This window comes from Desulfitobacterium sp. (assembly GCF_982384815.1).
Genome location: NZ_CEVWNY010000011.1, coordinates 13,753 through 25,676 on the forward strand (window position 1 = coordinate 13,753; position 11,924 = coordinate 25,676).

The window sequence follows — 11,924 nt, forward strand, 5'->3', positions numbered from 1 at the left end:
TTGGACAGTTTGTAAATATATTCTATTGTTTTAGAAGGTAGGAAGATTCCTCATTCCCAAGACTTTTAAGGGTTGAAGTTATGGCAATGAACTCATCTTTATTTTTCGTGAAATTACTTTCAAGCGACCAACCTATGACCTGATAAAAGATTTTCGTAGTCTCTATCAGCGTAATATGGTACGCAACTTTCATCTTCTTTACTTCACCATGAAGTTCATATTGAAGTCCTTTGTAGCCATTAATCGTCACTTCTACGGGTTCACTTACGGATGCGTTTTGAGCGGATTGCTCCATTCCCTCCAAAACCAATGCAGCGTAATCATTAATTGTAATGTCACTAGAGAAATCGTATTTTGGCTCATCGAGAACAATAAGATACTTGTTTTTTATCTGATTACCGAGCTGTAATATGGCTTCTTCATGGAGGTTATTAATCGCTTTCCAATCCTTAGGGACTGTGAGCTGGACAGAACCACCCTCGCTGGTAAACAACTCTCCTGTCTCGACTGAGCTATGACCTTCGACCGGTTCGCTAGTTGGAAAAAGGATGCCGCCCTCAAATAGATTAGTAACTAAATAAAAGGTCAGAAGTCCTGTTGTAACTATTACTCCTAGGGTTTTAAGAAGATCCTTCTTTCTACTTTTCTTGAGCAACTCCTGCCATTCTTGCCCTTTTAGATCATCATAAAGCAGAAAACTCTCGAAAGTCTCGAGTTCTAAATCCCAATATTCTCTGTTCCAGTTTGTAATCTGCTGGAATAGAGTGTTCACTTCTAAAATGCATGTAACCTTATTCTCCGACACCGTAATCGAAATACGGGATTTTAATTTACTCATATTAAAAGAGGTTAAATTTCCGAGCAAATTCCCTCTTTTAGCACTAAACTCATTGTCCTCTGCTTGAGTAAACCTCGCTCCTTGCCGCTCTCAGTAAGATATGATTTTTCCCCTTAGTATATCGTCATAGTTAGATATCGCAAAGCTTCTAGAAACTCTCATAATTTTCACCTCCATATACTATTCCAAAGTATAACTCAGCCTTAGTTTTAATTTCATTATGAAAAGGCAGGAAAATTTCCAACCTCCCCTCCATTTCCTTCCTAAAATCGAGTAGGAGGCCACCCGTTATTTAAGTGGCCGACCTCCCAGTCGAGTAGCAAAGACTAGATTCATCTCCGATGCTCCCACGGAACCGTACGTGAACCTCCCGTTTCATACGGCTCTTTTCATTCACTCATACTAAAATTTCCCCCAGATATGCCAATGTGCAAACATGTTGGGTTCTCTTTTTCTTACTTGACATAGTCATTCTTCGGCTCTTCGGCGGTGTCCCCGAAAATTCTTGTACTTGCACATAGCCCACTTTATCAGGCACCTTTGCACGCAGTTAACGTGCGTTTCATCACAGAACGATTGAATTCGCCATCTCCACCGTATGCAGCCACTATATCTTCTCTATTGAAATCGACAAATCTCTTATAAAGACTATATAATCAATAAAAAGCCGAATGACCATTTTACTTGTGATCTTCAGCTTTTTCAATAGGCCCCTTTTTATGAAATAACTAGTTCACAGCCTGTTGACAGATACTCAATCCGATTGCCTAAAACACCTTTCAGCTGATTATAAGGTTCTATACCCGTGCAGTGACAGGTATAGAATTTCGCTTGAGTATCCATAAGGTATTTGCCGATTTTCTCTAGCATCTCATCCTTTTCACCGTCCCTAGCTTCCAGACCGTTAAGATGAAAGCCCCCGATAACATAATCAGGCATATGGCCTCTTATTTTGCGAAAATGTTCAAGAATATTAATAATACCATTATGGGCGCAGCCTGTGAACAAGACTGTTTTACCTTCTTCAATGATAAGATTTTGTTCATGTGAAAACGTATCCTTAACTACCTGTCCATCATTTTTCATAAGCAGATTATGGTTAGATGACGGACGTGGCTCTTTATGTTTGATATTGGAAAATAGCTGAATTCCCTTATGAATAAAGAACCGGTCCGATGTAAAGATAATTTTCTTGTTGTTCTTAATAGCTTCATCTAATCCAATATACTCAATACTGCCCTTCTCGCTTAGTGCATAATAATCTTCAAAGGCCTTACGATGTAAAAAAATCTCAGCTTTCCGGTTAACCTGTATAAAGCTCTCCAGCCCCCCTCCGTGATCATAATGGCCATGGGAAATAATCAGATAATCAACCTCAGCGATATTTACATTCAACTTTTGTGCATTCTCAAGAAATAGCCCACTTGCCCCCACATCAAAGAGAATTTTATGATTATTGGTCTCAATATAAAGACTGAGACCGTGCTCACCTTTTAGGTCATTCTTTATCGAAATGTTTTCCACAAGAACTTTAATCAGCATCGCCGATCCCACCACCTCTACCACATCTACCCTTGCGGCAATGGCCACGACTACAATTATCGCGAAAGCCGTCGCAAAGCCGATATTCTCCACCTTCAATAACTAAAACTTTTCCATTCACCAAGGATTCGGCCAGTTTTTTTCTCGCCTCATTATAAATGCCTTGTATAGTTGTCCGGGCAACACTCATCTGCTGGGCACACTCTTCTTGTTTTAGTCCTTCAAGGTCAATTAGTCGAATAGTCTCATACTCATCGACAGTCATCTTCACATGACTCTGCGTCGGTGCAGTATGATTGAGTGGGCCAAATCTATTTGCTTCAGGTAAACAGCACACTTTTCTCCACTTCATTGGCCTTGGCATGATTTCCCCCCCTTCCACGCCGCCACCACGCTGAAAGCCATTCGGGCTTGCGCAACGTCCGAGACCCTCTTCCGGTTAATGATCCATAACCCAGTGGGCCGGTTCCATCTCTTCAAGGCATGTGTTTCACCTCCTCGTAGTTTATGACATATGTCATTTATGCTTATTATTCTACTACTTTTTTGACATATGTCAATAACCTCTGCCCTCTACCATGAAAATATGGTACATTGGATATTCACTTTTTTCGTTTTATCACCCTATTCATCTATATTGGGAATTGCGATGATTTGGGAAAGGGAATTTTGGAGAATCAACGAATTATCAATATCCCCTTGAATAATCCTCAAAACAATCAAGGCAGACCTTTTTCCCCTCTTGGAGCCTCATTTTATGTTCAGGTGCACCTTCCCCGCAGATTTCACAGATCACAGTCTTAAATAGCCGGGCCTGTTTAGGCAATGTAAAACCAGGCTTTTTAAACTCAAAGACTTCCTCCACCGGAGCGGCTAAGATATAATTTTGCCGTTCCTTACGATTCATTTCCCTTGAAGGGGGCTTCAGAACGATTCGTAGGCTTTCCCCAGTGCTTCTATTAAAAAAGCTGAAGGCCATTTTTCCGGTTCCGCGATAGATAAGATTACCTTTACCAAAGCTGCATCCCGTAATAACCTGCACGGCGTCAGCTCCACAGGCATCATTTTCCGTCACACAAACAATTTCCTCATCCTAAGAAAACTTAAGGCCCATTTTTTCTTGAACTGTTTCACATGCTCTGAAGCCAATGGCTAACCCCGGACACTCATGACCATGAAAGGCCACTGCTTTTTCCCATAACCGTTTATCCATAATCATCTATTCCTTCCATTATATATTAGTTTTATGCCTTTTCCATTGCTAACCGCCTGTGGTCCTTATAGCTAGCTTTGGGAAGGGCACCACCATTTTAACCCCATGGGAGTATTCCACCGCTACAGGTATACCGTACACTTCGCTAATAACCTTAGCATTCATTATTTGGTCATCGCCATAAGCGTAAATCCCTCCATCTTTAATAAAAAGAAACCGGTCACAATAACGGAGGGCAAGATTCAAATCATGAATGACCATGAGGACACAGATTTCTTCCTCCTTGGCAATTTGACCAACAAGCCTAAGCATATCATGCTGGTTTTTCAGATCCAGATTGCTCGTAGGTTCATCCAGCAACAGTACTTTTGGCTGTTGAGTCAAGGCCCGAGCCAGCATTACCTTTTGCAATTGACCGCCGGATAGCTCATCAATATAAGCTAAAGCTATGTGGGTTAATTCCAACTTTTCAATCATATTTTCTACGACTTTATAGTCTTTTGGCGAGGGGCTAAGCTTGATATAGGGTTTACGTCCCAACATCACTGCATCGAAAACATTAAAACGTGAGATTTCACTATGTTGGGCTACATATGCTATCTCTTTGGCCACATTAGTCCGAGACATACTCAACACATTCTGCTCATTTAGCCAAACCTGACCGGAGCGCGGGGGTAAAATTTTATTGAGGCACTTGATTAAAGTACTTTTTCCTGCACCATTATTGCCCAGTATGGCGGCACAATGTCCATAGGGAATTTCGAAATTTACATCCTCCAGTACAAGTTGGGGTCCATATTGAAAGACAAGATCGTGAACTTTTAGCAAATTATTTCTCCCCTTTGTAAATCAGATATAAAAACAGCGGCGCACCGAGAAAAGAAGTTATAGCTCCAATGGGCAGAACCACCGGCGCCACCATGGTTCGGGAACAAAGATCGCTCAATAGCAATATGCAAGCCCCAGCCAACATGGAAGCAGGAAGCAAAAACCGGTAATCGCTACCCACGAATTTTCTCACCATGTGGGGTGCTACCAACCCCACAAAATTAATGATGCCCACGAAAGATACAGCACTGGCCGCCAATAAAGCCGCCACCACCATACTAACTAGAATCAGCTGATCTACATTGATTCCCAAGCTTCGTGCTGTCTGCAGTCCGCTTTGCATCCCATTGTAGCTCCAGCTATTAAACATAAAATAAGTGAAAGCCAGACAAAGGACGATAAAGATAAGTAATATTTCATTCCAACTGGTACGCCCAAGATCTCCAAAAGTCCAATAGACCACCGAGGCCAACACCACATCATCGGCAAAGTATTGTGCCAGCGTGGTTCCTCCGGCGAACAACGAAGAAAGCGCGATTCCGGCTAAGACCATGGAGGCAGGTGTAACGATTTTGATCCGGGATAAAACCAAAATTACTAATACGGAAATGATTCCCCCACCAAAAGCGCATAGTGTAACTAGGTAGGGGTTATTAATACTGATCGCTCCACTTCCTGTGGCATTATGCTGCCCCCCAGCACTAAAGTAGATTATAGCGATGGTGGCACCGAAAGCTGCCCCCTGAGATATCCCTAAGGTTGAGGCTGAGGCCAAAGGATTCCGCAGTACGCTCTGCATGACGCAGCCCGCCAAGGCCAAGGAACCTCCAACCACTATCGCCGTCATGATGCGGGGTAAGCGTACATTCCAGACAATTGCGTCGGCCTGGGCCGTGCCCGCACCTGAAAGCGTCCTTAAAACCTCTCCCATAGTTAAACCTGCAGAGCCGGCCGTAATAGAAAACAGTCCTACACCAATCAATAACGCTATGAGGATAAGGAGAACCAGACGCTTTCTAGCCATATATTTCCCGTAAGCATCCCGATAATGAAATTTACCGGAGTTATTGACCAAGTGTAATTTTTCCAAAGGTTAACCCTGCCTCCTTCATTTCGGCATAGATCCCTCTGCCCAAAAACTTTCCAATTATCTCATCGGCCTTGGTCTCTATATTAATATCGGCAAACTTTTCGGGAAACAGCACTGAACCAGCATAATAAGCATCAGCAATAGCCACCTCCAAGTTTGTGGAGTAGTTATTAAAACTAATCATAGAATAGACCTTTCTTTCTTGAACTGCCCGTAAAGAGTTGAAATAATCCGGCTTCTTGGCATATTCTTCATTCACTAGATTCATGTTGCCGGGATCGAGGAAGATATAATCAGGATCCCAGACCTGGATTTTTTCCCAGTCCACATCGAAGCCATCCTTTTGACCGGTCTCGTCGGCCACATTGATGGCATTAATAGCCTTTAACGGACCAAAGTTGGCATAAGTTCCAGCAAAGCCATGGGCACCGATATAAGTTACTGCGCCGGTATATACCTTCGGCTTATCTGCATCCTCAATATCCCTGGTGCGGTTATTGAGGTCGTTTTTTGCTAGGTCCAGATAAGCGACCAATTCAACGCAGCGCTCCTCCTTACCCAGGATATCCCCGATCAATCTTAGAGCTTGAGCCGTATCCTCTCCGAAGAGATTCGCCTGAGTCGCAATGGAAACTACCGGAATACCTGTTTTGTTAGCAAGCTGCTCAAGGGCTTCGCTATTATAAAAGGTAAAGATAATATCCGGCTGTAAAGCAATAATCTGTTCCTCATAGGCGGTATAACCCCGGCCACCGCCCTTACCGATACTGGGAAGGTCTTTAAAGCGATCATGGTAGACATAGTTATAGGCTCGTTTTATCTCAATAGTTTTATCGATATCCTCAATGCCAATCACCAGATCGGTAGCTTGGGCATATGCAATTAAGCGCAGTGCACCGGACCCTGTGCAAACGATGGAATTGATCTTATTAGGAATCTCCACTTGTCTTCCTATCATATCTGTGACTACCCGACTTGTCTTTTCCATCTGGCCGAGAGGAGCCGGGGACTCCTGACTTGTACATCCTGCAACAGTTAGAATAAGAATGGGGATCATCAAAAACAATAGCCACTTTTTCATAACACTCGTCTCCCTTCTCACCTTTATCATTTCTATTTATTTAATAAGCAGCAGTTAAGCCGATTCTTTTAAAAGAAACTCATTAAATTGATCCCGATCCAAGTGGACCAAAAATGAGTAAAAAGAGAAGGTATATTGAATCCTGCCAAGGAAATCCAATATCAAATATTCGAGGATAACCAATTAAAGAAATAAAAAAAACATGGAGCGTCCTCCCCATAATTAGGGAAAGCAGACCTCCATGGCCTTCGTTATACTATAATGGAGTGAGCCAATCGGCGATTCACCCCTAATGCTATGTATAGCCTAACAATTCTTTCCTTATCTAACAAGCCCCCTAGGGGGATATTTTTTCAATATTCACGATATTATAAGGTGCCCATCATTTAATAAAGCGATCAATAGCCTTATTCAGATTTTTAATCGCCTTTTCATCACCGTGCTCCCAAGCATCAACAATACAATGCTCAATATGATCTTTAAGAAGAACCTTACCGGTATTATTAAGAGCGGCTATAACTGCTGATAACTGAATCAATACTTCGCTGCAATCCTTTTCCTCTTCGACCATTCGTTTAACGGATTCCAGATGGCCAATTGCCCGGGATAAGCGGTTGAGCACGGCTTTAGTATTATGGTGATGTCCATGTTCCTTTTGGCTCACAATAATCATTCACCCCTTTGCTGGCGAAATTTGGGAATCTGCCCAAAAATAAAAACCACAGAATTAACCCCTTTTGGGCTAAACCTCCATGGTTTAATTGACCTTATTCACTTCTTATAATGTAGGTTATTCAATGTGAATCAGCCTTTTCCTCTTTTCTTATTGCCGTTTTTTCATATATTCGATTAAAAGTTTTCACCCTTACACACCCAATCTCTCCCGTATCTCCCTGCGGAATAAATCCTCCGGGAAAAACCTTCCCGGACATTCCGTGGCTGCCCCGGGGATCTCCCGATGGAGCTCTACATCCTCGATGTCCAGATGGTAGGCCTGCATAAGTGAGATGACTTTATCCACTAATCCCTCCATCTGGGCCTCGGGGATTACATCCAGCTGGCTGAAATTACCCACTAAGCAGATGCCGATGCCGATGAAATTCCGGTGTCCGGCTACACAGTGAGCACCGGGCCTAAATAAAGGTCGCCCCTCTTCACAGCGGCCATCGGGAAGAATTACAAAGTGGTAACCAATATCGCTCCACCCCTTGGTTAGATGCCACCCCCTAATTATGGCTGCGTTCACGGGCAAGGTATTCTTTCCTCTCCTCACGGTGGTGGGGCTTGCCGAATGATGTACGACAATCTTTTGCCAATTCATTGCCTTCCCTCTCCTCTCACTTCCAGGACGGCTATGACTTTGGCAAGTTCCATAATGCTTGTGGTGAGTTCGTTGAGCTTTCCTTCGATGCGGACCAAAAGATAGGCACTGACTGCGATAGGAAAGCCAAAATTCCCCACAAGATTGAGGATATCTTCCATAGACCTAACCTCCTTCCTCTATCTTATTTAATGGGAGGCGAAGAGTTCCCTTCGCCCCCACTCCTTACACTCAACTTCGTGCTCTGCCGATTCCGCTTTATGCTATTCTCTAACTAATAGTTTAAGCCGGCCGGATCTACTAACACCTTAGGCTTATGCCCAGGGTTTTTATTTATGCCTCATAGAGATCATCGGTGACAGTCTCGATAATCTTCACATCCTTCTTGGAGACCGGAGACCCTGCCGCTGTTGAGAAGATGTCTTTGCTGATGATCTGATCCATGACCCCTTCGATCTCAGCAGGAGTAATCCCGTCTTTAGGATCAGCAAGGGTGAGAGTCATGGTACCGCCCATGCCGGTGTTGAAGACCATCCGCAGTACTTTTCTGCTAGTTGTTGCCATTTATTTCACCTCCTTTCCTGATTAGACCTGTCATCTCCAAAGGCCGTTCACTTACTAGAAATTCCTTCAGTGCATGCCAGCATTGTGCCGGATGACAAATCCGTCTTTTTAACCGTCCTTTTGTGCTTACTCGTTGGCAAGATTTACCCGGTTGTCGCGGCGGACGCCGGTTAAGGGGTATTGTTGCAAGCCGAAAAGTGCTGCGGCGACGTCGTAAACATCTTGGTCCGCTGCGTTAGAGCGCACATTGGGGATGCTTCTTTGACGAAGCTTCGGTGCTCCGGATTCCGTCAACCCGACTTGGTAAGACACTACCAGTACGGATTCGATGGGATTTGCTAAGACAGCCATTCCTGTCACCTCCTTTCTATGCTTGGACTCGAACCTGTTCTACAATAAAAAGCAGCCGGCCCTGCCGACTGCTTTTACAAGAGTTCGTATTCGTACTGCTTCGGGCAGGAAGAATCAGTACGAACCGTTCTCCTGCCCGAGAACATCTGTTCTAATATCAGTTTAGCGAATGACTATTAACCTGTCAATGGTTTCCCCAAAAGTTGGTAATAAAATTACACCACCCGGCTTACGCTACGCTGTAAAAAACGCTGATCTTGCCACCTTTGCTGAACATGGGAAATGTCCTTAAGCTCGCGTACGCCTTGGTTGTACCAATTTCGCAAAACACCTAAGACATAACCCATATGTTTGCGATCGGCCATAACAGCACAGCGCAGGGCCTCAATCAAGATTTCTTCGGAAAATCCCCAGCGGATAAATCTAAGTATTCCTTCTTCCTGATAGGCGGTAAGTTCATAGCCCATCTCCCCCTGCCAGAGCCGCTTAAACCTAGAACCGATCGTTTTCTTTTGGCTGTTAAGAAATCCGGCGTATTTATCCAGAGCCTTTTTATCCACAGCTTTTATAACTGGGGATTTTTTGTCCACAGTCTTTTTATCCCCAAATTCCCCCTCTTTAGCTAACTTATCCACAGATTTGTGGATAAGTTTGTGGATAAACATCAATCCGTTATTTCGTTGCTCGTTATTATTATTAGATATAGAGGAATTAGAATTAGAATTATTATTCATTATATTAATCAATAATGAATTACGGATTAAGGAATAACGATATAACGAATAACGCTTTAACCTATATCTGCCAACTCTGTAAGTTATATCTTGAGATTGACTAAAGGGTAGGTAGTTATCACAAATACGCCCTAAAACAGCATTGTTACTAGGCTCTTGACGCTTTTTCCCGGCTTTCTGCCGCAGCAAAGTACTCCTGATTGTCTCAGGAGTTACCCCATCACTTGACCCACCCGCTGTCCCATGATTTGTCCCATCTGCTGTCCCACCTGATGTCCTATTACATGTCTCGCGGGATGTCCGACTAGCCGTACCATTCCTTATCCTACACCCTGTCCCATTCTCTACCTTAGAATCTGACCCATCAATTGTACTAATATGATTCGCCCTAGGACTACTACTGTCAAAGGTGTGGTTGGCATCACCGACCTCTTCCTTGGCATGATTACCGATATTACTTTCCATTTGCTTCTCTGAGTCCTTCGCCGGGTCCTTCTCTGTACTCATTGATGCTTTATTCCTAAGTTCCGGCCACAGGGTAATCCGCAGGACTCTCCCTTCCCGCTGAACCCCCACGATGCCATATTCCTCTAATTTAGCTTTAGCACGGTCATAGGCTTTACGATCAAATATCCCTGCTAGGGCACACCATTCAGCACTGGATAGATTGATGACCTGGCCGACTTGTTCATTTTCTACTGCTCCAGCCATCACATCCTTTTGTAAGAGTCTCTTAAACTCCAATGCTGCCAGTAACGCCAGGGCATGGGCACCAATTTCAACACCTAGTGATAAACGATAAACTCTCTCAAGTCCGCTCCATTCCTTCATTCCTGCATCCCCTCTACTTTTTTATAAATCCTTCCGAAAAATAGCTCCTTCGTTTTATCGCCGAACGGCCTCATCTTCCAATAATATCTGCCAAGGGGTTCCCACGGCTTCGCCGATAAGCATTGCCCAGGACGGGGTAAGATTGCGCCGCCCTCTTTCTAAATCACTGATAATACTTTGGGAAAGACCTGTCAGCTGCGCCAGCTCCTTTTGGGTGGCGATTTCTGCCCGCAGGCGATATCTTCGAATTTGATTACCCACTTGATACTTTGCCGGTTTTTCCACACTAATCCCTCCGCTCCAATTATTGGCTTTTATTAACATTATAACTATCCCGAATAAAACGAACAAGTGTTCCTGGGCAAAAAGAGAAAAGTTGGTAATAAAATATTACCAACTAAGATCATTGACTTAATATACTATTGAATTGTTTACCTCAAGCTCTCTAGCCAAAAACTCAATCTGCCGGTCTACGAACTCATCTGGAGATTCATGTCCGTATTCCGGATAAACGAGGAGTTTCTTTTCACCGCTGATAGCCCGATAGAGGGAATAAATAGTGGGCGGGGGACAGACCGTATCCTTTAAACCCATAGATACTAGGCTGGCTGAACCAACCCAGGGGGCAAAATTGACAGCATCAAAATAGTCCAGGGTTCTAAAGATTCCTTCCTCCCGCTGATGCTCCGGGTCATGCAGTTGAAAATACCAGGCGAGCTCATCCAAAGGTCCGCCGCTTTGGAGCTGATAAGCCCGGCGAAAATCCGATAGAAAGGGAATCGCGGCGGTAATCGCTTTGACCCGGCCTTCGAGCCCCACTTCTTCCCCTAAAGTATTAATAAGTCCGGCGGCTGCGATCGCCAAACCGCCTCCTTGACTTTTACCAATACAGCCGATCCGCTTCTTATCCACTTCCGGCTGATTTGCCAGAGCTTCTACCGCCCGCGCCGCATCGAGGTAGACTTGGCGTAAATAATGCCGATGGGGGGATTCCAAACCCAGGGTCAGCCATCCGGAAAAGCCTCCGGAAGGGTAAACTCGCTGGTCGGGGGTTTCACCACACTGCCCTCGGACATCCAAGGCTAGGATGGCATATCCTTGCAAAGCCCAGAAAAGGAGCTCTGAAATCCGGCCGCGATTACCGGAATACCCATGAAAACGCACCAGGCCCGGGAATAACTTAGGCGTAGATGATTTTTCCATAGGCTTCTTCCCCTGTAGGCCGGCATCCGGCACATTCCTACAGCCTGAGCTATTATCATTAATAGTAGATAAGGCCGGTCTTAGGTAGTATCCCTTAAGTTCAACCCCGTCTCCGGCAAGAACGATAGCGGAAAACACCTCCACCTTCGCTAATGGGTATGGGATCTTTTCCAATTCAATGCGGGCCTGAACCATATGGTCACTCCTAAGGCCTGCCAGCCAGAACTCTTGAAAATCCTCCGGGTACCTTCCTAGATAAAAAGAGTCTTCTAATTGTTTTAGCCTATCTTCTATGATCGTCATGTGTTTCACCCCGAATAAGACAGAG

Annotated in this window: 14 protein-coding genes and 1 pseudogene; all 15 read right to left on the reverse strand. The window is 44.3% G+C overall.

The window, feature by feature from the left end:
- Positions 1 to 22: 22 nt before the first annotated feature.
- Positions 23 to 838 (reverse strand): hypothetical protein, encoded by an 816-nt coding sequence (locus tag AC1U9U_RS03465; RefSeq protein ID WP_479959156.1) that lies wholly within the window; start codon positions 836 to 838, stop codon positions 23 to 25.
- Between the two features lie 717 nt (positions 839 to 1,555).
- Positions 1,556 to 2,473, reverse strand: a complete 918-nt coding sequence (locus AC1U9U_RS03470; RefSeq protein WP_479959157.1) for an MBL fold metallo-hydrolase — start codon at positions 2,471 to 2,473, stop codon at positions 1,556 to 1,558.
- Positions 2,370 to 2,744: a DUF134 domain-containing protein gene (locus AC1U9U_RS03475; protein WP_479959158.1), complete on the reverse strand. Its 375-nt coding sequence runs from the start codon at positions 2,742 to 2,744 to the stop codon at positions 2,370 to 2,372. The genes AC1U9U_RS03470 and AC1U9U_RS03475 overlap by 104 nt, the downstream gene beginning before the upstream one ends.
- 324 nt (positions 2,745 to 3,068) lie before the next feature.
- Positions 3,069 to 3,593: pseudogene (locus tag AC1U9U_RS03480) on the reverse strand (FmdE family protein).
- A gap of 48 nt (positions 3,594 to 3,641) precedes the next feature.
- Positions 3,642 to 4,421 carry an ABC transporter ATP-binding protein gene (locus AC1U9U_RS03485; protein WP_479959159.1) on the reverse strand — a complete coding sequence of 260 codons (780 nt, stop codon included), beginning with the start codon at positions 4,419 to 4,421 and terminating at the stop codon, positions 3,642 to 3,644.
- 1 nt (position 4,422) lies between these two features.
- Positions 4,423 to 5,511, reverse strand: coding sequence for a FecCD family ABC transporter permease (locus tag AC1U9U_RS03490; protein WP_479959160.1), 1,089 nt, complete (start codon positions 5,509 to 5,511; stop codon positions 4,423 to 4,425).
- Positions 5,486 to 6,592 (reverse strand): iron ABC transporter substrate-binding protein, encoded by a 1,107-nt coding sequence (locus tag AC1U9U_RS03495; RefSeq protein ID WP_479959161.1) that lies wholly within the window; start codon positions 6,590 to 6,592, stop codon positions 5,486 to 5,488. Before AC1U9U_RS03495 ends, AC1U9U_RS03490 begins: the two co-directional genes overlap by 26 nt.
- 382 nt (positions 6,593 to 6,974) lie before the next feature.
- Positions 6,975 to 7,265 (reverse strand): metal-sensing transcriptional repressor, encoded by a 291-nt coding sequence (locus AC1U9U_RS03500; RefSeq protein WP_479959162.1) that lies wholly within the window; start codon positions 7,263 to 7,265, stop codon positions 6,975 to 6,977.
- 192 nt (positions 7,266 to 7,457) lie between these two features.
- Positions 7,458 to 7,913 (reverse strand): peptidoglycan recognition protein family protein, encoded by a 456-nt coding sequence (locus tag AC1U9U_RS03505; RefSeq protein WP_479959163.1) that lies wholly within the window; start codon positions 7,911 to 7,913, stop codon positions 7,458 to 7,460.
- Positions 7,910 to 8,074, reverse strand: a complete 165-nt coding sequence (locus tag AC1U9U_RS03510) for a YvrJ family protein (RefSeq protein ID WP_479959164.1) — start codon at positions 8,072 to 8,074, stop codon at positions 7,910 to 7,912. Before AC1U9U_RS03510 ends, AC1U9U_RS03505 begins: the two co-directional genes overlap by 4 nt.
- 172 nt (positions 8,075 to 8,246) lie before the next feature.
- On the reverse strand, positions 8,247 to 8,477 hold the full coding sequence (locus tag AC1U9U_RS03515) for a DUF2922 domain-containing protein (RefSeq protein ID WP_479959165.1): 231 nt from the start codon (positions 8,475 to 8,477) through the stop codon (positions 8,247 to 8,249).
- A gap of 126 nt (positions 8,478 to 8,603) precedes the next feature.
- Entirely contained in the window at positions 8,604 to 8,828 is a 225-nt protein-coding gene (locus AC1U9U_RS03520) for a DUF1659 domain-containing protein (protein ID WP_479959166.1), read from the reverse strand.
- 215 nt (positions 8,829 to 9,043) lie between these two features.
- Complete coding sequence (locus tag AC1U9U_RS03525; protein WP_479959167.1) at positions 9,044 to 10,393, reverse strand: DnaD domain-containing protein; 1,350 nt, start codon at positions 10,391 to 10,393, stop codon at positions 9,044 to 9,046.
- 54 nt (positions 10,394 to 10,447) lie between these two features.
- Positions 10,448 to 10,678: a helix-turn-helix transcriptional regulator gene (locus AC1U9U_RS03530; RefSeq protein WP_479959168.1), complete on the reverse strand. Its 231-nt coding sequence runs from the start codon at positions 10,676 to 10,678 to the stop codon at positions 10,448 to 10,450.
- Positions 10,679 to 10,804: 126 nt separating this feature from the next.
- A complete protein-coding gene (locus AC1U9U_RS03535) occupies positions 10,805 to 11,899 on the reverse strand; it encodes an acetylxylan esterase (RefSeq protein WP_479959169.1) in 1,095 nt (364 codons plus the stop codon).
- Positions 11,900 to 11,924 lie beyond the last annotated feature (25 nt).